Below are 25,885 nucleotides of genomic sequence, written 5' to 3'. Positions count from 1 at the left end.
GATGAAACACATCATGCAAAACAGGTTCTTCTGGTTGTTCCTCGTCGTGATGTTCGCGCTGCCCGTGCTGCCGCAGCCGATCCGCGTGCCCGAGTACTGGGTGACGCTGCTCAACTACATCGGGCTGTATTCGATCGTGGCGATCGGCTTAGTGCTGCTGACAGGCATCGGCGGAATGACGAGCTTTGGACAGGCGGCGTTCGTCGGCGTCGGCGCCTATTCGACGGCGTATCTGACGACGCAGTTCGGCGTATCGCCGTGGCTCGCGCTGATCGTAGGTGTCGTTCTGACGGCGCTGATCGCGCTGCTGCTCGGCGCCGTCACGATGCGGCTGTCGGGCCACTTCCTGCCGCTCGGAACGATCGCATGGGGTCTCGCGCTGTTCTTCCTGTTCGGCAATATGGAGATGCTCGGCAAGTACGACGGGATCAACGGGATTCCGGTGCTGAACGTGCTCGGCATCAACCTGGAATCGGGCCGACATATCTACTACCTGATCTGGATCGTCGTGCTCGGCGCCGTGGTGTCTGTTCAGAATCTGCTTAATAGCCGGCCGGGGCGTGCGATCCGCGCGCTGCGCGGCGGCGGCTTGATGGCGGAGGCAATGGGCGTGAATACGGCGTGGATGCGCGTCGTGATCTTCGTCTACGCAGCGGTGCTGGCGGCGATTTCGGGCTTTCTGTACGCGCATTTGCAGCGCGCGGTGAATCCGACGCCGTTCGGCCTCAATCACGGCATCGAGTTTCTGTTCATGGCTGTGGTCGGCGGTGTCGCGCATGTGTGGGGCGCAGTGCTGGGCGCGGCGATCCTGACGATTCTGCAGGACTATCTGCAGACGCTGCTGCCGAAACTGCTCGGCGAAAACGGCAACTTCGAGATCATCGTCTTTGGCGTCCTGATGGTCCTGCTTTTGCAGTACGCGCGCCAAGGCGTGTGGCCGTTCGTCGCGCGCATGTTCCCCCGCGGCCCGCGCGCGCACGTGCCGGATCATGCGGATGCTTTGCCGCAGCGCAGCAAGCCGACAGCGGGCGAATCGCTGCTGGTGGTGGACAAGGCGCGCAAGCAGTTCGGCGGTCTGGTGGCGGTCAACGATGTCAGCTTCGAAGTGAAGGCGGGGCAGATCATCGGCTTGATCGGGCCGAACGGCGCGGGCAAGTCGACGACCTTCAATCTGGTCACGGGCGTTCTGCAGCCGACGAGTGGCTCGATTTCGTTTCAAGGCGAGCGTATCGATGCGCTCAATTCACGTGAAATCGTCAAACGCGGCATTGGGCGCACGTTCCAGCACGTCAAGCTGCTGCCGGGCATGACCGTGCTGGAGAACGTCGCCATCGGCGCGCATCTGCGCGGGCACGCGGGCGTGTGGCGCAGCGTGGCGCGCCTGAATGCGGCCGAGGAGGCGCGTCTGATGGCGGAAGCGGCTCGCCAGATCCGGCGCGTGGGTCTCGAAGAGCATATGTACGACGAAGCGGGTAGCCTCGCGCTGGGCAAACAGCGGATTCTGGAGATTGCGCGGGCGCTGTGCTGCGATCCGACGCTTCTGCTGCTCGATGAGCCGGCAGCCGGCCTGCGTTATCAGGAAAAGCAGCAACTGGCGACGCTCCTGCGCAAGCTTCGCGAGGAAGGTATGAGCGTGCTGCTAGTCGAACACGATATGGATTTCGTGATGAACCTGACGGATCGACTGGTGGTCATGGAGTTTGGGACGCGTATCGCGGAAGGCTTGCCGCAGGACGTGCAGAACGATCCGGCCGTGCTGGAAGCTTATCTGGGCGGGGTGGAGTGATGGTGAATCAGACGACGGCTGCACCGATTCTCGAAGTGAGCAGCCTTTCCGTGCGCTATGGAAAGGTGGAAGCGCTGCATGGCGCGAAGATCGCCGTCGGCCCCGGCCAGATCGTCTCGGTGATCGGTCCGAACGGCGCCGGCAAGTCGACACTGCTGAACGCGATCATGGGCGCGTTGCCCGTGACGGGACATGCAAAGGGCGCGATTATGTACCGGGACGAGGACGTGAGCCACGTTCCCATCGAAAAGCGGGTCGCGCGCGGTATGTGTCTTGTGCCGGAAAAGCGCGAGCTGTTTTCCGCGATGACGGTCGAGGACAATCTGGTTCTGGGCGCATATCGCCGCAAGCGCGCTGGCGAGCGAAATTACCTCGATCAACTTGAGCCTGTGTTCCAGCTTTTTCCGCGATTGAAGGAGCGTCGCAAGCAGGCTGCTGGTACGTTATCGGGCGGCGAGCGGCAAATGCTGGCGGTGGGACGCGCGCTGATGGGCAAGCCGGATCTGCTGATGCTCGATGAGCCGAGCTTGGGCCTGGCGCCGCTGATCGTGAAGGAGATTTTTCATATCATCAGTGCATTGCGTCAGACGGGTGTTGCCACGCTGCTGATTGAGCAGAATGCACGCGCTGCGCTGCAGATCTCCGACTACGGCTATGTTCTCGAAACAGGAGAACTGGCGCTAGAAGGAGCGGCGAATGAGTTGGCGCAAAATCCGCGTGTTATCGAAACATATTTGGGTCTGACGAAGAAAGTCGCCTAGCCAAAGGATTTTTCGGCGGATTGGCTGTCAAACGAGCGGCGTGTTTCACGTGAAACACGCCGTTTTTTCGTCCTATACCGTCTGGACGGAATTCGGGCCAAAAGCGAACCCGCTATAATTTCGCCCATACTTTCATTTAGGCTCACGCTGGATCCCGCGTGAGATCCGCGATGCTTTATCCCACAGAGTTTGACGTAATCGTCGTTGGCGGCGGTCATGCCGGCACGGAAGCCGCTTTGGCGTCTGCGCGCATGGGCAACAAGACGCTTTTGCTGACGCACAACATCGAAACCCTCGGTCAGATGAGCTGCAATCCTTCGATTGGCGGCATTGGCAAAGGCCATCTGGTCAAGGAAGTCGACGCGCTCGGCGGCGCAATGGCGGCTGCTACCGACGAAGGCGGGATTCAATTCCGCATTCTCAACTCGTCGAAGGGGCCCGCCGTTCGGGCGACGCGCGCACAGGCTGATCGCATTCTGTACAAGGCGGCGATCCGCCATCGCCTCGAAAATCAGCCTAATCTTTGGCTGTTTCAGCAGTCTGTCGACGATTTGATGGTCGAAGGCGACCGTGTTGTCGGCGCGGTGACGCAGGTTGGGGTTCGTTTCCGATCGCGTGCGGTAGTTTTGACGGCTGGCACGTTCCTCGATGGGAAGATCCACGTCGGTCTCAACAACTACACGGGCGGGCGGGCAGGGGACCCGGCTGCGGTGTCGCTGTCGGCACGGCTGAAGGAGTTGAAGCTGCCGCAGGGCCGGTTGAAGACGGGCACACCGCCGCGTATCGACGGCCGTACGATCGATTTCTCGAAGCTGGAAGAGCAGCCGGGTGACCTCGATCCAATCCCCGTGTTCTCGTTTCTCGGACGCGTCGAGCAGCATCCGCGACAGGTCCCGTGCTGGGTTACGCATACCAATTCCCAGACTCACGACATCATCCGCAGCGGTCTGGACCGTTCACCGATGTACACGGGTGTCATCGAAGGCGTTGGTCCGCGTTATTGCCCTTCCATCGAAGACAAGATTCACCGTTTCGCTTCGAAAGAGTCGCATCAGATCTTTCTCGAGCCGGAAGGCTTGACCACAAACGAGTTCTATCCGAACGGAATCTCTACGAGCCTGCCGTTTGATGTCCAGCTCGAGTTGGTCCGGTCGATGGTCGGGCTCGAGCACGCGCACATCCTGCGTCCGGGCTATGCGATCGAGTACGACTACTTCGATCCGCGCGGGCTGAAGGCGTCGTTGGAGACGAAGGTGATCAACGGCCTGTTCTTCGCCGGTCAGATCAACGGGACTACCGGCTACGAAGAGGCGGCGGCGCAAGGGCTGCTGGCGGGGATCAATGCTGGCTTGTATGTGCAGGGCAAGGAAGCGTGGTGTCCGCGCCGCGATCAGGCTTATCTGGGCGTGCTGGTGGACGATCTCGTGACACGGGGCGTCTCCGAGCCTTATCGGATGTTCACGAGCCGCGCAGAGTATCGCTTGAGCCTGCGTGAAGACAACGCCGACATGCGCCTGACGGAGATCGGACGTGAACTCGGCGTGGTGGATGACGAGCGTTGGGATGCTTTCAGCCGAAAACGCGACGCTGTTTCACGTGAAACAGAGCGACTGCGCACCACGTGGGTCAATCCGAAGACGCTTTCGTCTGAGGAAGCGACCGCCTTGCTCGGCAAGTCGATCGATCATGAGTACAGTCTCGCCGATCTGCTGCGGCGTCCCGGAGTCTCGTACGACGGCGTCTGCGCTCTGCGCGAAGGCGCCTGCGGCCCGGCCGAAGTGCTGGCCGATGACGAAGTGCTGCTCGCGCAGATCAAGGAACAGATCGAGATTGGCGTCAAATATCAGGGCTATATCGAGCGGCAAGCAGGTGAGATTGAGCGAAACGAGGCGCACGAGAACACGAGGTTGCCGGAAAACCTCGATTACTCGGAGGTCCGCGGGCTGTCGTTCGAGGCACGTCAGAAGTTGACGCAGTTCCGCCCGGAAACGATCGGCCAGGCGTCGCGCATTTCCGGCATCACGCCGGCCGCGATCTCGCTGCTGATGGTTCACCTGAAGCGCGGCCTCGGTCGGCGCGCGGAGAAACCCACTAACGCTGGCACCGACAACTCGCCGGTGGCTCAATGACGGCGCGTATCGACACGACAGCGGGGCGCGAGGCGCTCGCCGCTCTGCTGGAAGAGGGCCTACGCGAACTGGACATCGAGCTGAGCGCGGAACAAAAGGGCAAGCTGCTCGACTACGTTGCGTTGCTGGCCAAGTGGAACACCGTCTACAACCTGACGGCGATTCGCGATCCGCGGCAAATGCTGATTCAGCACATCCTCGATTCACTTTCGATCGTTCCGCATCTGGCTACGCTTGGGCCCGCGACGGCGCTGGACGTCGGCTCAGGAGGCGGACTGCCGGGCATCGTTCTGGCGATCGTGTTTCCCGAATGGTCGATCACCGTCAACGACATCGTTCAGAAAAAGTCCGCGTTCCAGTCACAAGCTAAGGCGGAACTGGGCTTGGGAAATCTGTCGGTTGTGACGGGGCGCGTCGAAAATCTGCGGCCAAGGGCCGAGGTTCCAGGAAAGTTCGATGTAATTGTCTCGCGCGCATTCGCAGAGCTGGCGGATTTCGTTACACTGGCCCGTCACCTCGTTGCGGACGATGGCGCGATCTGGGCAATGAAGGGCGTTCGACCGGATGGGGAAATCGAGCGCCTGCCTGAAGGCGCCCACGTGAAGCAAGTCATTCGTCTCAAAGTGCCTGCGCTGGATGCCGAGCGGCATCTGATCGAAGTCACGGTAGGCTGAATTCCAGATCGAAATTTCATTAAACAGGCTGCAAAGGGACACCTAACAGATGGCAAAAATCTTCTGCGTTGCGAACCAGAAGGGTGGAGTCGGCAAAACGACGACCGCGGTCAATCTCGCCGCGAGCCTCGCATCGCAGGGACAGCGGGTCCTGCTCATCGATCTCGATCCGCAAGGTAACGCCACCATGGGCAGCGGCGTCGACAAAGCCGCTTGCGAGAACACGGTTTACGAAGTGCTGGTCGACGGCGTGTCGTTGGCCGACGCGCGAGTGAAGTCCGAAGCCGTTTCGTATGATGTCGTGCCGGCGAACCGCGAACTGGCAGGGGCCGAAGTCGAACTCGTGGGGATGGAGAATCGCGAGCGTCAGCTCAAGGAGGCGATTGCGCACGTCGTGCCGGACTACGACTTCGTGCTGATCGACTGTCCTCCCGCGCTGTCGCTGCTGACGCTGAACGGACTCTGCGCCGCGCATGGCGTCGTTATCCCGATGCAATGCGAATATTTCGCGCTCGAGGGCCTGTCGGACCTCATCAATACGATCAAGCAGGTGCATGCGAACCTGAACCGCGACCTGAAGGTGATCGGCTTGTTGCGCGTGATGTTCGATCCACGCATCACATTGCAACAGCAGGTATCGGAACAACTGAAAGAGCACTTTGGAGACAAGGTGTTCGACGTCGTCATCCCGCGGAACGTCCGACTCGCCGAGGCGCCGAGTTACGGCCTGCCGGGTGTCGTGTTCGACCGCGCATCGCGCGGCGCGCAGGCTTATGTGCAGTTCGGCGCGGAAATGATCGAGCGGGTGCGCCTGCTATGACGCAGCGTCAATCATCCAAAGCGGATCGAGGAACCACGATGAACGCAGTAGCACGGAAGAAGGGGTTGGGCAGGGGGCTGGAGGCACTGCTCGGCGGAAGCGCGGATATCACGGAAGCGGTGAAGATCAACGGCGCACCTCACACGTTGCCGCTCGACAAGATGCAGGCGGGCAAGTATCAGCCGCGCACGCGCATGGACGAGGGTGCGCTGCAGGAACTGGCGGCCAGCATTCGCGCTCAGGGCCTGATGCAGCCGATTCTGGTGCGACCCGTCTCTCCGGAGAAGTTCGAAATCATCGCGGGTGAGCGGCGTTTTCGCGCTGCGCGCCTTGCTGGCCTCGAAGAAGTGCCTGTCCTGGTGCGCGACGTGCCCGATCAGGCTGCCGCCGCGATGGCGCTCATCGAAAATATCCAGCGCGAGGACCTGAACCCGCTAGAAGAGGCGCAGGGTATCCAGCGGCTGCTCGATGAGTTCAGTTTCACCCATGAACAGGCGGCCGAGTCGGTGGGGCGCTCGCGTAGCGCGGTGTCGAATCTGCTGCGTCTGCTGAATCTGGCGTCTCCCGTACAAACGATGCTGCTCGCCGGCGATCTCGACATGGGCCACGCGCGCGCACTGCTTGCCGTGGACGGGGCCACGCAGATTACGCTCGCGAACCAGGTCGTCAACAAGCGCATGTCGGTGCGTGAAACCGAAAAGCTGGTCACGGCGACGACGAAGGCTGTACCTACTGTGAAGGCGAAAGCGAACAACGACGGCGGCCGCGACACGCGACGGCTCGAAGAGGAACTGTCGGATCTGCTAGCTGCCACGGTGAAGATCAAGCTCGGACGCCGTGGGCGAGGGCAGGTGCTCGTCGATTTCGGCGACCTGGATGCACTGGAAGGCATTCTCGTTCGGCTGCGGGGCAACGCAGCCGCCGCATAAGAACCTTCCCCGATGCCCGCTGCCGAGCAAGCGCTAAGATCACATCGCAACCTGCCACGCACGATCATCCACTATGCAACGAAGGAGCCGGTCCTTACGGTGCTCGTCGTTGCATTGATCGTGTTGCAGGTTTTTCATCCGCATCCGTGGGGATCGTTGCCCGCGCTGGTCGACTGGCAGACGGTGATGACGCTCGCCGGGCTCCTGATCTTGACGAAGGCCGTCGAATATTCAGGATTCCTGATGTGGCTCGCCCATCGCGTCGTCCATCACATCCGGTCGCAGCGAGCGCTGGCGTATCTGTTGATCGCGCTCGCGGCAGCGCTGTCGACGTTGCTCACCAACGATGTCGCGTTGTTCGTCGTCGTGCCGCTTGCGTTATCGCTGAACGAGTTGGCGCCGCTGCCGCTCAAGCGTCTCGTCATTTTCATCGCGATAGCGGTCAACGCTGGCTCGATCCTCACGCCCTTGGGCAATCCGCAAAATCTGTTTCTCTGGCAATCGAGCGGCGTCTCATTCGGTGGATTCGTGCTGGCGCTCGCGCCCTTGTGCTTCGCGCTGATGGTGATGCTGTACGCGTTGGCAACGGTGTCGTTCAAGCGGACTGCGCTGGATCTGTCGAAAGACACGGAACCGCACCCCGTTGACCGTCCGTTGCTTGGCGTTGCCGTCGTCTTGTTTGCGGCATTCGTGCTGCTCGCCGATTCTCATCGAGCGGGCATCGGACTGATTGGCGTGGGAGTCGGATTTATCTTCTGGCGCCCCCGAATCGTTCTGAAGATCGACTGGCTTTTGTTGCTGATCTTCGTATTCATGTTCATTGTGTTGAGAAGCGTCGCAGCGCTGCCGTGGGTACACAACGCTGTCGGGCAACTGCATCTCGCGACGCCGCTGCGCGCCTACGCGGCGGGCGCCGTGCTGTCCCAGTTCATCAGCAACGTCCCCGCGGCGATCATGCTGGCCGAGTTTTCGAAGGATTGGCGCGCGCTTGCGTTCGGCGTCAGCGTCGGCGGCTTCGGATTCGCGATCGGTTCGCTGGCGAATCTGATTGCAATGAGGCTTTCAGGAGAGCGCGGAATGTGGGCGCAATTTCACCTCTTTTCGATTCCGTTCTGGGTCGTCGGCGGCGCAATCGGCGGCTGGCTTCTGTTGCATTTTTGACACTCCTGCGTGTGGCAAAAACACGCATTGGAACGTGATGCCCTAGCACAGTCCGGCCCGGACTTCCCGGTCTCCCGCGACGTCCTTACATTTGCAGTCCGACAGCATGAAAATCGGAGTTTTCCCGTATCGTGAAGCACCGTTTCATGCGGGTTATTGGTCGGGCTAAAGTCTTGAATTGCCTGCAACTATCGCTTACAATCGCCCGGATTTATTTGCTAGGCAATCCCGTAAGCGGTGCGAAAGCTCGCGGACTGAACAGGACTCTGCGGAACACTGCGATGGCGGTCAAAGCGTCGAACCAAACGCCGCAACAACGGCACGACGAACACCGCGACGGGCGCAGTGGCCCGCAAGCGACTGATGGTCAGCGCGCCGTGCATGACGAGGCGTGGGATGCCGAGCAGCAAGATAACAATATCGTTCCGCTCACGCGGGCCGAGGCCGAAAAGCTGTTTGGCCCGAACGTGAGTCGTCCATCGCGCGTTACACCGTTCAAGGTCGTGATCGCGCAAATGGTTTTGTCCCTGGGTGCGACGCTGTTGTGGTGGCTGTTCTACAAGCCGCCGGGCGCTGCTGCGCTGTCAGCCTTCCTGGGGGGAGCGATTTGCTGGGTGCCGAGCGCATTATTCGCGGCACGTCTTAAGAAGTTGAGCGGCGCCCAGACAGCGATGAGCTGGATGATCGGTGAAGCGCTCAAGATGGGGACAACGATCGCGATGTTTATTGCCATCGCCTTCTGGTATCACGACGTACGGTGGATTCCGCTGCTCGTGACCTATCTCATCGCTCTCAAGACGTACTGGATCGCGCTCGCCTGGCGATGAAGCAAACGAGACATTAGGCTGATGCGAGGCGTGAACAACGCGGCGTCAGCAACGAGGCGCGCGGGTTCGACAAAGTCCCGCGCTGGCGTGTTCCCGCAATAAAGTATTGCGGCGGGAGCGGCCCGGAAAAATTTTCGACAATTTGGGTGGCACTAACGATATGGCAGCTAGCGAAGGAACGCGCGCTCTGGATCCGTCCGAGTACATTGCGCACCACTTGCAGAATTTTTCCACCGCTCATCAGACGTCGATCTTCGACATCCACGTCTGGAATCTCGATACGCTTTTCTGGTCGATCGTATGCGGTCTCGTCACCATCCTCATCTTGCGTCTCGCTGCGCGTAAGGCGACGTCCGGCGTGCCGGGCCGCTTCCAGTGCGCAGTCGAAATGCTGGTCGAGATGGTCGAGGATCAATCGAAGTCGATGATCCACGGCAATCGCACGTTCATCGCACCGCTGGCGCTGACCGTGTTCGTCTGGGTCGCGCTGATGAACTCGCTCGACTTTCTCCCCGTCGACCTGCCGGGCCGCGTGATCGGCTGGCTGGGTCTGTCGGAAGTCATCCCGCACCACCGCATCGTTCCGACTGCCGACCTGAACGGCACGCTCGGCATCGCGCTTGGCGTGTTCGCGTTGATGATTTACTACAACTTCAAGATCAAGGGCGCAGGCGGCTTCGTGCACGAGTTGCTGTCCGCTCCGTTCGGCGCGCATCCGCTGCTGTGGATCCCGAACCTTGCACTGAACATCATCGAGTTCGTCGCGAAGACGGTTTCCCTCGGCATGCGGCTGTTCGGCAACATGTACGCGGGCGAGCTGTTGTTCCTGCTGATTGCCCTGCTCGGCAGCATCTGGAGCTTCGGCGCGGACACGACGGTGCTTGGCTTCATCGGCCACGTGATCGCGGGCAGCGTGTGGGCGGTCTTCCACATCCTGATCGTTCTGCTGCAGGCGTTCATTTTCATGATGCTGACGCTGGTGTACATCGGCCAGGCACACGACTCCCACTAACGTGGCGTCGTAAGAAAGAATCAGAGTTTCAAGAATCGTAGTTTTTTAAATCCCAGTTCCAAAAAGACTTTTCACAAGGAGTGATCATGCAAGCTTTCATCGCCAACATCCAGGGTCTGACCGCCATCGGTATCGGCATCATCATCGGCCTGGGTGCTATCGGCGCCTGTATCGGTATCGGTCTGATGGGCGGCAAGTACATCGAAGCATGCGCTCGCCAGCCGGAACTGATGAACCCGCTGCAAACCAAGATGTTCCTGCTGGCTGGTCTGATCGATGCGGCGTTCCTGATTGGCGTTGGTGTGGCAATGCTGTTTGCGTTCGCGAACCCGCTGCTGTCGAAGCTGGCAGGCTGAGGTTCCTCGGAAGTGTGCGCCTGATCTATAACTGATAAGGCGCGAAGCGGAACGGGCACTAAGGCGCTGATCGAGCAATGAATCGATGAGCGCCTTGCCGTTTCCTCCTCCGACCAAGCAACGTTTAAGGAAACACCGTGAATCTCAACGCAACCCTGTTTGCGCAAATGGTCGTGTTCCTGATCCTCGCGTGGTTCACGATGAAGTTCGTGTGGCCGCCGCTGATCAACGCCCTCGACGAGCGCTCGAAAAAGATCGCCGACGGCCTCTCGGCCGCTGAAAAGGGCAAGTTGGAACTCGAAGCGGCGCATAAGCGCGTCGACCAGGAGCTCGCTCAGGCACGCAACGACGGTCAGCAACGTATTGCTGACGCCGAAAAGCGTGCAGTCGCAGTCGCTGACGAAATCAAGGCACAGGCGCAAGCCGAAGCTGCGCGCATCATCGCTCAGGCGAAAGCCGACGCCGATCAGCAGGTCGTGAAGGCGCGTGAAACGCTGCGTGGCGAAGTCGCCGCGCTCGCCGTGAAGGGTGCCGAACAGATCCTGAAGCGCGAAGTCGACCAGGCGGCTCACGCCGACCTGCTGAATCAACTCAAAGCCGAGCTCTGATCATGGCCGAACTTGCAACCATCGCCCGTCCGTACGCAGAAGCGCTGTTTGGCGTGGCCGAAGCTGGTGACACCGCCGCCTGGTCCACGCTCGTGCAGGAGCTGGCACAGGTTGCGCGTCTGCCCGAAGTGCTGTCGATTGCCTCGAGCCCGAAAGTCAGCCGTGCCCAGATCAGCGACCTGCTGCTGGCCGCGGTGAAATCGCCGCTCAAGGACAACCCGCAGGCGAAGAATCTGGTTCAGATGCTGGTCGACAATCATCGTCTGCCGCTCTTGCCGGAAATCGCCACGCAGTTCGAAGAGTTGAAGAACGCCCGCGAAGGTGCGGCCGATGCGCTGATCGTCAGCGCATTCCCCCTTGAAGGTGCGCAGCTGAACGACCTCGTCGCAAGCCTCGAACGCAAATTCAAGCGCAAGCTGAAGCCGACGGTCCAGGTGGACGCGTCGTTGATCGGCGGCGTTCGCGTGACGGTTGGTGACGAAGTGCTCGATACCTCGGTCCGCGCGCGGCTCGCCAGCATGCAGACGGCTCTGACGGCCTGAAGCCCTCACGTGGTTGTGACGGCTGGCACGCAACAGAATTGACTATCAGGAGCGAATAATGCAACTCAATCCCTCTGAGATCAGCGAGCTGATCAAGAGCCGGATCCAGGGCCTTGAAGCGAGCGCAGACGTTCGCAACCAGGGCACCGTGATCTCCGTGACCGACGGTATCGTGCGTATCCACGGCCTGTCGGAAGTGATGCAGGGCGAAATGCTCGAATTCCCGGGCAACGTGTACGGCCTCGCGCTGAACCTCGAGCGTGACTCGGTCGGCGCGGTGATTCTGGGCGAATACGAAAGCATCTCGGAAGGCGACGTCGTCAAGACGACGGGCCGCATTCTCGAAGTGCCGGTGGGCCCGGAAATGATCGGCCGCGTGGTCGACGCACTGGGCAATCCGATCGACGGCAAGGGCCCGATCAATGCGAAGAAAACCGACGCAATCGAAAAGATTGCTCCGGGCGTGATCTGGCGTAAGTCGGTGTCGCAACCGGTGCAAACCGGTCTGAAGTCGATCGACTCGATGGTGCCGATCGGCCGTGGCCAGCGCGAGCTGATCATCGGCGACCGCCAGTGCGGCAAGACGGCCGTCGCAGTCGACACGATCATCAACCAGAAGGGTAAAGACCTGTTCTGTATCTACGTCGCGATCGGGCAGAAGGCTTCGTCAATCGTGAACGTGGTTCGCAAGCTCGAAGAAACGGGCGCGATGGAATACACGATCGTCGTCGCCGCTTCGGCTTCGGAATCGGCAGCGATGCAGTACCTCGCACCGTACGCCGGCTGCACGATGGGCGAATACTTCCGCGATCGCGGCCAGGACGCGCTGATCGTTTATGACGACTTGACCAAGCAGGCTTGGGCATACCGTCAGATCTCGCTGCTGCTGCGCCGTCCGCCGGGCCGTGAAGCTTACCCGGGCGATGTGTTCTATCTGCACTCGCGTCTGCTGGAACGTGCTGCTCGCGTCTCGGAAGAGTACGTCGAGAAGTTCACGAACGGCGAAGTGAAGGGCAAGAGCGGCTCGCTGACGGCACTGCCCGTCATCGAAACGCAAGCTGGCGACGTGACCGCATTCGTTCCGACGAACGTGATCTCGATTACCGACGGCCAGATCTTCCTCGAAACCGACCTCTTCAACGCAGGTATCCGCCCGGCAATTAACGCCGGCGTGTCCGTGTCGCGCGTTGGTGGTGCGGCGCAGACGAAGGTCGTGAAGAAGCTGTCGGGCGGTATCCGTACCGACCTCGCACAGTACCGTGAACTGGCAGCGTTCGCACAGTTCGCATCGGACCTCGACGAAGCCACCCGCAAGCAGCTGGAGCGCGGCCGCCGCGTGACGGAACTGCTGAAGCAGCCGCAGTATCAGCCGCTGCAAGTGTGGGAGCTGTCGGTGTCGCTGTTCGCAGCGAACAACGGCTACCTCGACGATCTGGAAGTGTCGCAAGTGCTGCCTTTCGAAAAGGGCCTGCGCGATTTCCTGAAGTCGAAGCACGCTGACCTGATCAAGCGCATCGAAGACAACAAGGACCTCTCGAAGGACGACGAGGGCGCGCTGCATGCCGCACTCAAGGACTTCAAGAAGTCGGGCGCTTATTGATCCGCGAGTGATCCGCAAGGCATAAACGGACCTTGAAGCAGCGTGGGCGCGTGAAAGCGCGTTCGTGCTGCTTCGATCAAGGAGCAAGCAATGGCTGGAATGAAGGAAATTCGCGGCAAGATCAAGAGCGTGCAAAACACGCGCAAGATCACGAAAGCGATGGAGATGGTGGCCGCATCGAAGATGCGCCGCGCTCAGGAGCGCATGCGCGCTGCTCGCCCGTATGCCGACAAGGTCCGCGATATCGCTGCGCACATGAGCAGTGCTACTCCGGAATACCGTCACCCGTTCATGGTCACGAACGAAGGGGCGAAGTCGACAGGCTTCATCCTTGTCACGACTGACAAGGGGCTGTGCGGGGGTATGAACACGAACGTGCTGCGCGCTTCGCTCCAGAAGTTCAAGGAGCTGGAAGGTCAGGGCAAGACGGTCGAAGCGACGGCAATCGGCAGCAAGGGTCTTGGTTTCCTGAACCGTCTGCGCGCGAAGGTCGTGTCGAACGTCGTGCAACTGGGCGACACGCCGCACCTCGAGAAACTGATCGGCGCTGTGAAGGTTCAGCTCGACATGTACTCGGAAGGCAAGGTTTCCGCCGTGTACATCGCGTACACCCGCTTCGTCAACACGATGAAGCAGGAGCCGGTGATCGAGCAGTTGCTGCCGCTGTCGGCGGAACAGTTCGAGCGCAAGGACGACAAGGATGGTCCGACGCCGAAAACGTCGTGGGACTACATCTACGAGCCGGACGCGCAAACCGTCGTTGACGAACTGCTGGTGCGTTATGTCGAAGCGTTGGTCTATCAGGCCGTCGCGGAAAACATGGCATCGGAACAGTCGGCACGGATGGTCGCGATGAAGGCCGCTTCGGACAATGCGAAGACGGTCATCAACGAACTGCAGCTCGTGTACAACAAGAGCCGTCAGGCAGCGATCACGAAGGAACTGTCGGAAATCGTCGGTGGCGCCGCGGCAGTCTGACGCTAACGTCGACACGCGGAAGCGCCTTCTGGCGAGTCCACCGAAACTGCGCCGTTGCGCGAGTGAAGAATTGAGTATCTAAAGGAAAAGCGATGAGTACTACTGCTTTGGTAGAAGGCAAGATCGTACAGTGCATCGGCGCGGTGATCGACGTGGAATTCCCGCGTGAGAACATGCCGAAGGTTTACGACGCGCTCATTCTCGAAGGTTCGGAACTGACGCTCGAAGTCCAGCAGCAGCTGGGCGACGGCATTGTCCGTACCATCTGTCTGGGTTCGTCGGACGGTCTGCGCCGTGGCGTCGTGGTGAAGAACACCGCGAAGCCGATCAGCGTGCCCGTCGGCAAGCCGACCCTCGGCCGCATCATGGACGTGCTGGGCCGTCCGATCGACGAAGCCGGCCCGATCTCGAGCGAAACGACGCGCTCGATCCACCAGAAGGCGCCGAGGTTCGACGAACTGTCGCCGTCGACGGAACTGCTCGAAACGGGTATCAAGGTTATCGACCTGATCTGCCCGTTCGCAAAGGGCGGCAAGGTGGGTCTGTTCGGTGGTGCTGGCGTGGGCAAGACCGTCAACATGATGGAGCTCATCAACAACATCGCGAAAGAGCACGGCGGTTACTCCGTGTTCGCGGGCGTGGGCGAGCGTACCCGTGAAGGGAACGACTTCTACCACGAAATGAAGGACTCGAACGTTCTGGACAAGGTCGCGCTGGTCTACGGCCAGATGAACGAGCCGCCGGGCAACCGTCTGCGCGTCGCGCTGACGGGCCTGACGATGGCCGAGCACTTCCGTGACGAAGGCCTCGACGTGCTGTTCTTTGTCGACAACATCTACCGTTTCACGCTGGCCGGTACGGAAGTGTCGGCACTGCTGGGCCGTATGCCTTCCGCAGTGGGCTATCAGCCGACGCTGGCTGAAGAAATGGGCAAGCTGCAAGAGCGTATTACGTCGACGAAGACGGGCTCGATTACGTCGGTTCAGGCCGTGTACGTCCCTGCGGATGACTTGACCGACCCGTCGCCGGCTACGACCTTCGGCCACCTGGACGCAACCGTCGTTCTGTCGCGTGACATCGCTTCGCTGGGCATCTACCCGGCAGTGGACCCGCTCGATTCGACCTCGCGTCAGATCGACCCGCACGTGATCGGCGAAGAGCACTACTCGATCACGCGCCGCGTTCAGCAGACGCTGCAGCGCTACAAGGAACTGCGCGACATTATCGCGATTCTGGGCATGGACGAACTGTCGCCGGAAGACAAGCTGTCGGTCGCGCGCGCTCGTAAGATCCAGCGTTTCCTGTCGCAGCCGTTCCACGTTGCTGAAGTGTTCACGGGCTCGCCGGGCAAGTACGTGCCGCTGAAGGAAACGATCCGTGGCTTCAAGATGATCGTCGACGGCGAGTGCGATCACCTGCCGGAGCAGGCGTTCTACATGGTCGGCACGATCGACGAAGCCTTCGAAAAGGCCAAGAAGATCCAGTAACGGCTGGGTGTAATGAAGCGGGCGCCGGCTCGCGCGCGGCCGCCGTCGCAAGACGGCCGTCGGGCAACGCGGGCGCCTCGTCCTACACTCAACCATGGGACCGGAGTTTGGCGCTGACGCGCCGTCTCTGGTCGACAGGAGTCGACATAAATGGCAACCATCAAGGTAGACGTCGTCAGCGCGGAAGAGCAGATCTTCTCGGGCCAGGCGAAGTTCGTTGCGCTGCCGGGCGAAGCGGGTGAACTCGGCATTCTGCCGGGCCACACGCCGCTCATCACGCGGATTCGTCCGGGTGCCGTGCGCATCGAATCTGAAAACGGCGAAGAGGAGTTCGTGTTCGTTGCTGGCGGCATTCTCGAAGTTCAGCCGGGCGCGGTGACGGTTCTGGCCGACACGGCGATCCGCGGCAAGGATCTCGACGAAGCGAAAGCCGAGCAGGCTCGCAAGCGCGCAGAAGAAGCGCTCCAGAACACTGGCTCGAACCTCGAATACGCGACTGCGCAAGCGGAACTCGCGTATGCGACGGCTCAGCTGGCGGCGATCCAGCGTCTGCGTAAGCTGCGCGGACAGCAATAAGCAGCACAATTGAAAAGCAGCCTTCGTGGCTGCTTTTTTTTGTCGCCTACTTGACGTTTACGGAAAGGTAAGCAAAATCATACCGACGAGCCCGAAACAGCTGGAAAGCTGCGGGTAAGACTTGATGCCGGACGGATCATCCGCGGGGCACAATCGGTCGCAAACTCATTCCAATACTGGGATTCATCTCTGGAGACAACACCATGGCAACGCAAGCGGCAGGACTGGGCGCAGTCATCGAACCGAAAGATGGGCTGTCATACGTGCGCGGTTCGACTGACATACCGCTCAGCGAGTCGACGGTCGGACAGTTTCTTGTCGATACGGCACGGCGCTTCCCCGAGCGGCCGGCTGTGGTGTTTCGTGAACAGGAGATTCGTTGGTGTTGGCAGGAGTTTCAGCAAGAAGTCGACATTTTGGCGTCGGGATTGCTGGAGCTGGGCATCCAGAAGGGCGACCGCGTTGGCATCTGGTCGCCGAACCGCGTCGAGTGGTTGATGACGCAATTTGCGACGGCGCGTATCGGCGCAGTGCTCGTCAATATCAACCCAGCCTATCGCCTGGCCGAGCTTGAGTACGCGCTGAACAAGGTCGGTTGCAAGGCGATTATCTCTGCGGAGAAATTCAAGTCGTCGATGTATCTGCAGATGCTGCAGGAGCTGGCGCCCGAACTGGCGTCGGCCACGCCCGGAGATCTGCGCGCCGCACGGCTACCCGACTTGCGCATCGTGATCCGGATGTGCGACACCGAGACGCCCGGCATGCTCACGTTCTCGGACGTCATCGAACGGGGGCGCACCGCATTCGATCCCGCAAGACTCGACGCAATCGGCGCAACGCTCGACGCGAACGACCCGATCAATATCCAGTTCACGAGCGGCACGACGGGCAATCCGAAAGGCGCGACGCTGACGCACCGGAACGTCGTGAATAACGCACGCTATATCGCGATGGCGATGCGGCTCACGGAGCAGGATTCCCTGTGCATCCCGGTACCGCTGTATCACTGCTTCGGAATGGTGCTCGCGGTGCTGGCGTGCGTTTCGGTGGGAGCTGCGATGGTGTTCCCCGGCGAGGCATTCGACCCGGGCGCGACGCTGAAAGCCGTCGCCGAGGAGAAGTGCACGGCGCTGCATGGCGTGCCGACCATGTTCATTGCTGAACTGGATCATCCCGACTTCGCGATTTTCGATCTGTCGCGGCTGCGCACGGGCATCATGGCGGGCTCGCCGTGCCCGATCGAAACGATGAAACGCGTCGTGTCGCAGATGCACCTCGCCGAAATCACGATTGCCTACGGAATGACGGAGACGAGTCCCGTGTCGTTCCAGAGCTCGACGACCGATCCCTTGGACAAACGGACGACCACAGTCGGCCGGATTCAGCCGCATCTGGAAGTGAAGGTAGTCGATCCGCTCGGCAATATCGTGCCCGTGGGCGAAACGGGCGAGCTGTGCACGCGCGGCTATTCGGTAATGGACGGCTATTGGGGCGACGAAGCCAAGACACGCGAAAGCGTTGTCGACGGCTGGATGCACACCGGTGACCTGGCGACGATCGACGCCGAGGGTTACTGCAACATCGTCGGCCGCCTGAAGGACATGCTGATTCGCGGCGGCGAGAACATCTACCCGCGCGAAATCGAGGAGTTTCTGTTTCGCCACCCGAAGATTCAGAGCGCGCAGGTGTTCGGCGTGCCGGATTCGAAGTACGGCGAGGAAGTGTGCGCGTGGATCGTCGTGCGGGCCGGTGAGCATCTTACGGCCGAGGATGTGCAGGAGTTTTGCCGCGGCCAGATCGCGCACTACAAGATCCCGAAGTACATCCGCTTTGTCGACGAGCTTCCGATGACGGTGACCGGCAAGGTTCAGAAGTTCGTGATGCGCGAACGGATGATCGACGAGCTTCGTTTGAAAGAAGACAAGACCGCCTGACGTAGCGAAGTTGCATCCCGAAGCAGAAAAGCGAAACGCCGTGTGCAGGGCACACGGCGTTTCGCTTTGAGGGGAAAGTGCCCGCTCGCGCACAGAAGCTTGATGGCGCGCAAACGTTTGGCAGGGCAAAAAAAAAGCGGGCCTGGAGCCCGCTAAAAACCACACGCTACGGGGTTAGCGCGAGGAGACCATTGGAGGAACCGACTACTCGGCGCGATCGACGCCGATCACGATTCCAGCAGAGATGCCCCTTTGAAGAGCTTCGACGCTTGTCCGTCGACCGGTCAGGAAGCTGTGTTCAAAGACACTACTACCCGGCCGCATCCGTGCTGAACCCGTGAAAGGCATTGTGGGCGAATTACCCGGCTCGCGCGGTAACAAAGTGTTTCAGGTTGTAACGCCCGTCAGATAAGGCGTTGCGGGATTTTTTGCGATATCGAAACGCCTGTTCGGCAAATATTGCCGATACCTTTCGAGGCCATTGCGCCGCCTTTCGCCCGACCGTTCAAATCGGATACTGCGCTGCGCTATCCCGTTTTCAGCGGTTCGCCGTTCGTCCGGCCCGCCCGCGCAAGGCTCCAAAGTCGAATGCTCATACGGATCACGCGGGTACTTGTTTAAAACTGCCGTTTGCCATACAGCGTCAAAAATGCTGCGGTACAGCAATAACCGACCGTCCTGACGGGACTTGTCAGCGATCACGCGAGGACTCAAATACGCCAGAGCGATCTTCAGGCAGCCGCATGTACCAATCGGTAAGTGCGACTGCCCCGGCCGTCACAATCTCGGCGTTATTTCAGCCACTTGTCGGATATCGACTGGTATTCCCCCGACGCGCGAGCGAGGTGCAACCACTGGTCGACATACTGCTGAAACACCACATCGCCACGCGGCACCAGCCATGCCTTTTCTCCATACTGGAACGGTTTGTCAGGATGTACCGCGCACAAACCGGGATTGAGCTTTTGCTGCAACAGCGTCTCAGACGCGTCCGTCACCATCACATCCGCCTTGCCGGCCAGAATCTGCTTGAAGATCGTCACATTGTCCGGATAGAGGACCTGGTTCGCATGCGGAAAGAACTGCTTCGCGAACCGCTCATTGGTGCCGCCCGGATTGAAGATTACGCGGGTAGTCGATTGGTCGATCTGCGCGACTGTCTGGTACTTCTCGACGTCGTCGCAACGCACGATGGGCGACTTTCCGTCCACCTGATACGCGACCGTGAAGAAAGCCCGCTTTTGCCGATCCAGCGTCGTCGACACACCGCCGACGGCGACATCGCACTTCGCAACGAAGTCGGTCATCAGGTTCGACCACGACGTCTTCACGAACTCCGCCTTAACGCCGAGCGATTTCGCCAGCGACTCGGCCATGTCGATGTCGATGCCTTCGAACTGGCCGTCCTGTTTATAGAACGAGTACGGCTTGTAGTCGCCCGTCGTGCACGCCCGCATTGTGCCTCGCGCGAGAATCTCATCGAGCCGCGACGATGCCGCAGGTGCGACACTTTGCGCCTGGACCGCGCCGGCGCAGCAGATGGCGCCAAGAAGGGCCAACGTAGCTTTCTTCATCGAGTCTCCTTTATCGTTATCTATGTGGGTGCAACGGAATCGATAATAGTCCGCACAACTACCGGTGACCATCGACCCGAAGGCATAGGACAAACAGCAATTGCCAGGATTACGGAGGCGGCGTCGGGCGCTCAGCGGTTAAAATGCCTCTTTGCCTTCAGTCGCGAGCGCCGTGGCCCACAACCTCCTCAACGACACTTTCCTGCGCGCGTTGTTGCGCCAGCCGACCGAGTACACGCCGATCTGGCTGATGCGCCAGGCAGGACGCTATCTGCCGGAGTACAACGCGACGCGTAGCCGCGCGGGCAGCTTCCTCGGGCTCGCGAAGAATCCCGATTACGCGACGGAAGTCACGTTGCAGCCGCTCGAACGCTATCCGCTCGACGCCGCGATTCTTTTCTCCGACATCCTGACCATCCCCGACGCGATGGGTCTCGGCCTCGATTTCCAGGTCGGCGAAGGGCCGAAGTTCGCGCGTCCGGTGCGCACTGAAGAGGACGTCGCGCGTCTGGCTGTGCCGGATATCGACAGCACGTTGCGTTACGTCACCGACGCGGTGCGCCAGATCCGCACCGCGCTCACCGACGCGCAAGGCCGTCAGCGCGTGCCGCTGATCGGCTTCTCGGGCAGCCCGTGGACGCTTGCGTGCTATATGGTCGAAGGCGGCGGCTCCGACGATTTCCGGACCGTGAAGTCAATGCTGTATGCCCGTCCCGATCTGATGCATCGCATCCTGGACGTCAACGCGAAGGCGGTTGCGGCCTATCTGAACGCGCAGATCGAAGCGGGCGCGCAAGCCGTGATGATTTTCGACACGTGGGGCGGGGCGCTCGCCGACGGCATCTATCAGCGCTTCTCACTGCACTACATCCAGCAGGTCGTGAGTCAGTTGAAGCGCGAGCACGACGGCAACCGCGTGCCCGTTATCACCTTCACGAAGGGCGGCGGCTTGTGGCTCGAAGAGATCGCCGCGACGGGCGTCGATGCTGTCGGGCTCGACTGGACGGTGAACCTGGGCAAGGCGCGCGAGCGCGTCGGCGGCAAGGTGGCGCTACAGGGCAACATCGATCCTTCCGTGCTGTTCGCGCCGCCGTCGACGATCCGCATCGAAGCGCGCGCGGTGCTCGACAGCTTCGGTAATTTCCCCGGTCACGTCTTCAATCTTGGACATGGTATTTCGCAGTTCACGCCGCCCGAAAACGTCGCCGAACTGGTCGATGAAGTGCATCGGCATAGCCGCACGATCCGGTCGGCGGGTGGCGACGCCAAGGCGTGAAAGGCATCCGGATTGTGACGTTTTTGTTGCGATGCAACGACATGGGCTCTCGGTGTGAGGGGAAAATAGCGTTCCAAAGTCCGCCCCGAGGCCCTCTTAGCGTTGTCAAGACTTGACTTATGCACACTTGTCACGCTGCGGCGCAGTAGAGGGATCGATCGTCGCAGCCGGCTTGAAAAGTACGCGGAAATCTGTTGAAGGCCTTGAGCGACAAGGGTTTCCGGGTTCCTAAGACAAATGTGCGTTATCCCACACAGAGGCCCGTACCACGGCCCTTGCGGGACATCCGGGCCAAGTTCTCAACAAAGTTATCCACAGGCAGGCGAGATCAGGCGCAATTGTCGATGCAAAATCAAAACTTAGCGCCGAAATTGAAGTTTTACTTTAAGTGTGTCGGCAGCGGCTCTCGGCCTGTGAATAACTTTTCATGCGAACGGTGCCTATGCGGGTCGTCGATCTGACGAGCACCTACGTCCGCGTCGCGCTCGATCATCCTCTGCCGACGCTTTTTGATTACCGCTGTGACGCCTCACTGGCGCCGGCGCCGGGCATGCTCGTCAGCGTGCCGTTCGGCAAGCGGCATATTGTGGGCCTCGTCATGGAAGTGACTGCTCACAGTGACGTGCCCCCCGACCGTCTGAAGTCGGTCCATAGCGTCTGCGCCGCTTGCCCGCCGCTTTCAGAACATTGGCTGCAACTCACGCAGTTCGCCGCCGACTACTACCAGCGCGGCATCGGTGAAGTCGCGCTGCCAGCGCTTCCCCAGGCATTACGCGATGCGGCGCGCTGGACGCGGCTTTTCGCTCCCGAGGAGCGCTATCGTCTGTTGCCCGCAGGGCGCGCCGCGTTGCCCGACGCGCTTCCTGCCCGTGCCACGGCGTTGCGCCGTCTTGCGGCCGCGCTCGCGGAAGCCGACACGCTGCCCGCCGCGGAAGCCCGCGCGTTGCACGCGAAGGCAACCGCGACGCTCGACGCGTGGCAAGCCGAAGGTTGGGTCGCGCTCGAAGTGGTCGATCCCGCCGCGCACAGCCTTTCGCGGGATCACACTCCGCGCAGCGCGACGCTGCCGACGCTCACAGACGAGCAAACCGCCGCCGTCGAAGCGATCCGCGACGCGCAAGCCTTCGCGCCGTTCCTGTTGCATGGCGTGACGGGCAGCGGCAAGACGGAGGTCTACTTGCGGGCGCTGGCGGGACTGCTGGCGACCAATCCGCAGGCGCAGGCGCTCGTCCTCGTGCCCGAGATCAATCTGACGCCGCAATTCGAGGCTGCGTTCCGCGCGCGCTTCGCGTCGATGGACGATACCGAAATCGTCACGCTGCACAGCGGTCTTGCCGAGGGCGAGCGCGCCCGCAACTGGTTTGCCGCGCACACCGGGCGGGCGCGCATCGTACTGGGCACGCGGCTCGCCGTGCTGGCGTCGCTGCCGCATCTGGCCATCATCGTCGTCGACGAGGAGCACGACCCGGCGTACAAGCAGCAGGAAGGCTTGCGCTATTCCGCGCGCGATCTCGCCATCTGGCGAGCGAAGCAAGTGGACGTGCCCGTCGTGCTCGGCTCGGCTACGCCGTCGCTGGAAAGCTGGTGGCAGGTCGAGCAAGGACGCTACACGCGGCTCACGTTAACGCGCCGCGCCGTCGCTGACGCAGTGCTGCCAACCGTCCACCTCGTCGACCTGGAAGACGAGCAGCGGCGTGGACGCGCTTCAGTGGAGGGCTTGTCGGGGCCGCTGATCGCGGCACTGAAGGCGCGCCTCGAGCGAAAGGAACAGAGTCTCGTGTTCCTCAACCGTCGCGGCTACGCGCCGCAGCTGGCGTGCGACGCATGCGGATGGGTCGCGGGCTGCCCGCGATGCAGTGCCTACGTCGTGCTGCACAAGCCGGAGCGCGCACTGCGCTGCCACCACTGCGGCTGGGAATCGCGCATTCCGCGCTCGTGTCCGGAATGCGGCAATGTCGATATCGCGCCGCTCGGACGCGGAACGCAGCGTATCGAAGAAGCGCTCGCCGGCGCGGTGCCGGGCGCGCGCGTGCTGCGCATCGATGCCGACAGCACGCGGCGCAAGGGCAGCGCGCAGGCGTTGTTTTCGGACGTGCACGCGGGCGAGGTGGATATTCTCGTCGGCACGCAGATGATCGCGAAGGGCCACGATTTTCGCCGGGTGTCGCTGGTGGGCGTGCTGAACGCCGACACAGCGCTGTTTTCCCACGACTTCCGCGCGAGCGAGCGCCTTTTCGCGCAACTGATGCAGGTGAGCGGCCGGGCGGGCCGCGCCGGTCTGCCAGGCGAGGTGCTGGTGCAAACGCGCTATCCGCGTCATGCGCTGTATCACGCGCTGGCTCGCCACGATTACGTCGGCTTCGCCAATTCGACGCTGGCCGAACGGCGCGACGCGCATCTGCCGCCGTTCGTCTATCAGGCGATGCTGCGCGCCGAAGGCCGCACACTGGACGCCGCGCTGACGTTCCTGCAACAGGCGGCGGCCGTGCTGACCGACATTCCCGCTGCCAGCCGCGTGACCGTCTACGACGCCGTGCCGCTCACCATCGTCAAGGTGATGCACGTGCATCGCGCGCAATTGCTGATTGAAAGCGCGTCGCGGGCGGCGTTGCAGACGACGCTACGTGCCTGGCAACCCGTGTTGCGCACACTGAAAGGCGTGCTGCGCTGGAGCATCGAAGTCGACCCGCTCGACATCTAGCGAGCCGGACTGTAAGCCGTTTGTCGTCAAACCGCGCGTATCTGCCCGTAAATCCATTTAAGTCATATCGATAAAACGAAAGGTCGTTTCGTTTCGCGACATCGCTCGACTATATTTCGCCGGATCGGCGCATGAATCACAACAATCGATAGCGCGTGCGCCGCCAACTTTGATCGGGGCACAACGATGAGCGATACAAGACACACCTTGCCGGCGGGCGCACAGCCTTCGCGACGGGCAAGCACGACAGGCTGCGGCGGACTTTTTTCGACGGAAGACTGGTGGGCCGTATGGGTCGGCCTGCTGGTGATCGTGGTTGCGTGGGCGCTGTTTGCGTCGGGCAGCAGCATCAAGTGGCTTGCGACGGCGCCCGCGAAATGGACCGACCCCGGCGCGGCCGGACAAGACCTGGTCAAGCATCTGCCGAACTACATCGCGCTGTTCGCCGTGTTTGCCGTGCTGTTCGGCGTCAGCCTGAGCGTGCTCAAGCAGCGCATCGCACACTTCCTGGCGTCGTTCGCGATCCTGTTCGCCGTGTCGGTGCTGATTTTCGAAGTCGGCGCGTGGGCCAATGCGTCGAAGTACAACCTGGAGCCGCCGCTCGTCGCGCTCGCGCTTGGCTTGCTGATCTCGAATGTGTTCCGTCTGCCCGAATGGTTTTCGGCGGGATTGCGCGTCGAGTTTTACATCAAGGTGGGGATCGTGCTGCTCGGCGCGACGCTGCCGTTCACGCTGCTCGTCTGGGCGGGCCCGGTTGCCGTCGGACAGGCGACGATCGTTTCCCTCGTCACGTTCTTCGTGATCTTCTTCGCCGCGAAGGCGCTCGGCCTGGACAAGCGGTTCGCCGCGGTGCTCGGCGTCGGCGGTGCGGTATGCGGCGTGTCGGCGGCGATCGCGATTGCGGGCGCGGTCCGCGCGAAACGCGAGCATGCGTCGGTGGCGATCACGCTGGTGATCCTGTGGGCGATCGTGATGATCTTCGTGCTGCCGTTCGCCTCGCGCTCGCTCGGACTGTCGACGGCCGTCGCGGGCGCATGGATCGGCACTTCGGAATTCGCCGACGCCGCGGGCATTGCCGCCGCCCAGGCGTACGGGGACTTCGCGAAGCATGCGGGCGGCGCGATCGCGGGATCGCCCGAAGCGTCGCTTCAGGCGTTCACGCTGATGAAGGTGGTTGGCCGCGACATCTGGATCGGCATCTGGGCGTTCCTGCTCGCGATCGTCGCGACGACGCGCTGGGAGTCCAGCGAAAGCGGCGTAACCGCAAAGGCCGACGCGCGCGAAATCTGGGCGCGCTTTCCGAAGTTCGTGATCGGTTTCGTGATTGCGTCGGCGCTCGTCACGTGGATCGCGAGCCACTACTCGCTCGCCGACTACCGCAAGGTGGTGACGCCGGAATTCGTCGCGCCGATTACCGCGCTGCGCACATGGGCGTTCATCCTCTGCTTCTTCAGCATCGGACTGACGACGCGCGTTCGCTCACTGGCGGCCACGGGCATCAAGCCGTTCATCGCGTTCACGGTTGGCGTCGCCGTCAATATCGCCATCGGCTACGCGCTGTCCGCGCACGTGTTCGCACCGTATTGGAATAGCTTGGGGCAGGGCTCGTGAGCGCGCCCGTCCTCGACGACGCTATCGACGCGCAGCCCGGCGAGCGCCGGCCGTGCTGCGCGGATTGCCGGTTTCGCGCCGAGGATCGGCATTCGCTTGAGCAGAGCATTCCGGGCCTCGCTGTATTCGGGTCGGGCTTCGGCGCCAGTGTCGCCGACAGCCGCCTGTGTCTGGTTCACGACCAGCTCGTCGCGCCGCTCGACAGCTGCCGCCGATTCGCGCGGATGCGCTGACGGCATCCGCGTCATCGAGGCGCGTATTTGCAGCGCGCCTCGCACCTCGAAACGCTTAGCCGCGAATCGACTTCGGCTGCGCGTCGCGCTCGTCGTCGCGCACTTCAATGGGCACCAGTTCGCGGCGCGACACACCCGTCGCGCCGCGGATGAACAGCACCATGCACGTCGCGAACATCATCCAGACCCCGGTCACTACCAGCCATTTTTCCATTTTGGTCACCCCGTATAGCGAGACTTCGAACCCCGTACCGTGCGTCATTGCGCATTCATGACCGGTATAACGGCGCGATTTTCGTTTCGATAAGGG

The 25,885-nt window shown here is 61.4% G+C and carries 24 protein-coding genes; 21 read left to right on the top strand and 3 right to left on the bottom strand.

The genetic code is table 11. The annotated features are described in order from the left end of the window. Position 1 precedes the first annotated feature (1 nt). The 17 genes from C2L64_RS17985 to C2L64_RS17905 all read left to right on the top strand — a co-directional run bounded on the left by C2L64_RS17985 (position 2) and on the right by C2L64_RS17905 (position 18,180). Positions 2 to 1,786, top strand: a complete 1,785-nt coding sequence (locus tag C2L64_RS17985; RefSeq protein WP_007742805.1) for a branched-chain amino acid ABC transporter ATP-binding protein/permease — start codon at positions 2 to 4, stop codon at positions 1,784 to 1,786. Next, the gene (locus C2L64_RS17980; RefSeq protein ID WP_079498599.1) at positions 1,786 to 2,547 is read left to right on the top strand and encodes an ABC transporter ATP-binding protein; all 762 of its coding nucleotides are present in this window, start codon (positions 1,786 to 1,788) and stop codon (positions 2,545 to 2,547) included. Before C2L64_RS17985 ends, C2L64_RS17980 begins: the two co-directional genes overlap by 1 nt. Before the next feature lie 170 nt (positions 2,548 to 2,717). After that, on the top strand, positions 2,718 to 4,676 hold the full coding sequence (gene mnmG / locus C2L64_RS17975; protein WP_090834702.1) for a tRNA uridine-5-carboxymethylaminomethyl(34) synthesis enzyme MnmG: 1,959 nt from the start codon (positions 2,718 to 2,720) through the stop codon (positions 4,674 to 4,676). Further along, positions 4,673 to 5,350: a 16S rRNA (guanine(527)-N(7))-methyltransferase RsmG gene (rsmG, locus tag C2L64_RS17970; RefSeq protein WP_090834699.1), complete on the top strand. Its 678-nt coding sequence runs from the start codon at positions 4,673 to 4,675 to the stop codon at positions 5,348 to 5,350. Before mnmG ends, rsmG begins: the two co-directional genes overlap by 4 nt. 49 nt (positions 5,351 to 5,399) lie before the next feature. Then, entirely contained in the window at positions 5,400 to 6,170 is a 771-nt protein-coding gene (locus tag C2L64_RS17965) for a ParA family protein (protein WP_007581690.1), read from the top strand. A gap of 38 nt (positions 6,171 to 6,208) precedes the next feature. Continuing rightward, a complete protein-coding gene (locus C2L64_RS17960; RefSeq protein WP_007581688.1) occupies positions 6,209 to 7,099 on the top strand; it encodes a ParB/RepB/Spo0J family partition protein in 891 nt (296 codons plus the stop codon). A 12-nt stretch (positions 7,100 to 7,111) separates the two neighbouring features. Next, entirely contained in the window at positions 7,112 to 8,260 is a 1,149-nt protein-coding gene (locus tag C2L64_RS17955; RefSeq protein WP_090834697.1) for a sodium:proton antiporter, read from the top strand. Positions 8,261 to 8,541: 281 nt separating this feature from the next. After that, positions 8,542 to 9,087 carry an ATP synthase subunit I gene (locus tag C2L64_RS17950; protein WP_079498610.1) on the top strand — a complete coding sequence of 182 codons (546 nt, stop codon included), beginning with the start codon at positions 8,542 to 8,544 and terminating at the stop codon, positions 9,085 to 9,087. A gap of 160 nt (positions 9,088 to 9,247) precedes the next feature. Beyond that, on the top strand, positions 9,248 to 10,099 hold the full coding sequence (gene atpB, locus C2L64_RS17945; RefSeq protein WP_007581682.1) for a F0F1 ATP synthase subunit A: 852 nt from the start codon (positions 9,248 to 9,250) through the stop codon (positions 10,097 to 10,099). Between the two features lie 86 nt (positions 10,100 to 10,185). After that, positions 10,186 to 10,455, top strand: a complete 270-nt coding sequence (atpE, locus tag C2L64_RS17940; RefSeq protein WP_007180033.1) for a F0F1 ATP synthase subunit C — start codon at positions 10,186 to 10,188, stop codon at positions 10,453 to 10,455. A gap of 137 nt (positions 10,456 to 10,592) precedes the next feature. Continuing rightward, positions 10,593 to 11,063 carry a F0F1 ATP synthase subunit B gene (locus tag C2L64_RS17935; RefSeq protein WP_007742789.1) on the top strand — a complete coding sequence of 157 codons (471 nt, stop codon included), beginning with the start codon at positions 10,593 to 10,595 and terminating at the stop codon, positions 11,061 to 11,063. A 2-nt stretch (positions 11,064 to 11,065) separates the two neighbouring features. Beyond that, the gene (locus C2L64_RS17930) at positions 11,066 to 11,605 is read left to right on the top strand and encodes a F0F1 ATP synthase subunit delta (protein ID WP_007581648.1); all 540 of its coding nucleotides are present in this window, start codon (positions 11,066 to 11,068) and stop codon (positions 11,603 to 11,605) included. 58 nt (positions 11,606 to 11,663) lie between these two features. Beyond that, on the top strand, positions 11,664 to 13,205 hold the full coding sequence (gene atpA, locus C2L64_RS17925; RefSeq protein WP_007581646.1) for a F0F1 ATP synthase subunit alpha: 1,542 nt from the start codon (positions 11,664 to 11,666) through the stop codon (positions 13,203 to 13,205). Positions 13,206 to 13,295: 90 nt separating this feature from the next. Then, positions 13,296 to 14,183: a F0F1 ATP synthase subunit gamma gene (gene atpG, locus C2L64_RS17920; RefSeq protein ID WP_007581644.1), complete on the top strand. Its 888-nt coding sequence runs from the start codon at positions 13,296 to 13,298 to the stop codon at positions 14,181 to 14,183. A gap of 92 nt (positions 14,184 to 14,275) precedes the next feature. Next, complete coding sequence (gene atpD, locus C2L64_RS17915; protein ID WP_039900422.1) at positions 14,276 to 15,670, top strand: F0F1 ATP synthase subunit beta; 1,395 nt, start codon at positions 14,276 to 14,278, stop codon at positions 15,668 to 15,670. A gap of 150 nt (positions 15,671 to 15,820) precedes the next feature. Further along, complete coding sequence (locus C2L64_RS17910; protein ID WP_007581641.1) at positions 15,821 to 16,246, top strand: F0F1 ATP synthase subunit epsilon; 426 nt, start codon at positions 15,821 to 15,823, stop codon at positions 16,244 to 16,246. 203 nt (positions 16,247 to 16,449) lie between these two features. Next, positions 16,450 to 18,180, top strand: coding sequence for an AMP-binding protein (locus tag C2L64_RS17905; RefSeq protein WP_090834693.1), 1,731 nt, complete (start codon positions 16,450 to 16,452; stop codon positions 18,178 to 18,180). A 387-nt stretch (positions 18,181 to 18,567) separates the two neighbouring features. Here C2L64_RS17905 and C2L64_RS53280 read toward each other — a convergent pair whose 3' ends face one another. Together C2L64_RS53280 and C2L64_RS17895 are read right to left on the bottom strand one after the other, a co-directional pair. After that, complete coding sequence (locus C2L64_RS53280; protein WP_158660525.1) at positions 18,568 to 18,882, bottom strand: hypothetical protein; 315 nt, start codon at positions 18,880 to 18,882, stop codon at positions 18,568 to 18,570. Positions 18,883 to 18,971: 89 nt separating this feature from the next. Continuing rightward, the gene (locus C2L64_RS17895; RefSeq protein ID WP_090834690.1) at positions 18,972 to 19,754 is read right to left on the bottom strand and encodes a transporter substrate-binding domain-containing protein; all 783 of its coding nucleotides are present in this window, start codon (positions 19,752 to 19,754) and stop codon (positions 18,972 to 18,974) included. A gap of 172 nt (positions 19,755 to 19,926) precedes the next feature. Here C2L64_RS17895 and hemE point away from each other — a divergent pair, with 172 nt between their 5' ends. The 4 genes from hemE to C2L64_RS17875 all read left to right on the top strand — a co-directional run bounded on the left by hemE (position 19,927) and on the right by C2L64_RS17875 (position 25,575). Further along, positions 19,927 to 21,030, top strand: coding sequence for a uroporphyrinogen decarboxylase (gene hemE / locus C2L64_RS17890; RefSeq protein ID WP_007748976.1), 1,104 nt, complete (start codon positions 19,927 to 19,929; stop codon positions 21,028 to 21,030). A 442-nt stretch (positions 21,031 to 21,472) separates the two neighbouring features. Beyond that, on the top strand, positions 21,473 to 23,731 hold the full coding sequence (locus tag C2L64_RS17885) for a primosomal protein N' (protein ID WP_090834688.1): 2,259 nt from the start codon (positions 21,473 to 21,475) through the stop codon (positions 23,729 to 23,731). 186 nt (positions 23,732 to 23,917) lie between these two features. Beyond that, the gene (locus C2L64_RS17880; RefSeq protein WP_090834686.1) at positions 23,918 to 25,342 is read left to right on the top strand and encodes a YeiH family protein; all 1,425 of its coding nucleotides are present in this window, start codon (positions 23,918 to 23,920) and stop codon (positions 25,340 to 25,342) included. Continuing rightward, positions 25,339 to 25,575 carry a hypothetical protein gene (locus C2L64_RS17875; RefSeq protein ID WP_007581629.1) on the top strand — a complete coding sequence of 79 codons (237 nt, stop codon included), beginning with the start codon at positions 25,339 to 25,341 and terminating at the stop codon, positions 25,573 to 25,575. Before C2L64_RS17880 ends, C2L64_RS17875 begins: the two co-directional genes overlap by 4 nt. A gap of 55 nt (positions 25,576 to 25,630) precedes the next feature. On the opposite strand, the gene C2L64_RS53275 is transcribed toward C2L64_RS17875, so the two are convergent. Beyond that, positions 25,631 to 25,837 (bottom strand): hypothetical protein, encoded by a 207-nt coding sequence (locus C2L64_RS53275; RefSeq protein ID WP_007581627.1) that lies wholly within the window; start codon positions 25,835 to 25,837, stop codon positions 25,631 to 25,633. Positions 25,838 to 25,885: the final 48 nt, after the last annotated feature.

Origin of the sequence: Paraburkholderia hospita, assembly GCF_002902965.1 — a bacterium.
Classification (GTDB): Bacteria; Pseudomonadota; Gammaproteobacteria; order Burkholderiales; family Burkholderiaceae; genus Paraburkholderia; species Paraburkholderia hospita.
This window is presented reverse-complemented; position numbering and strand designations above follow the sequence as displayed.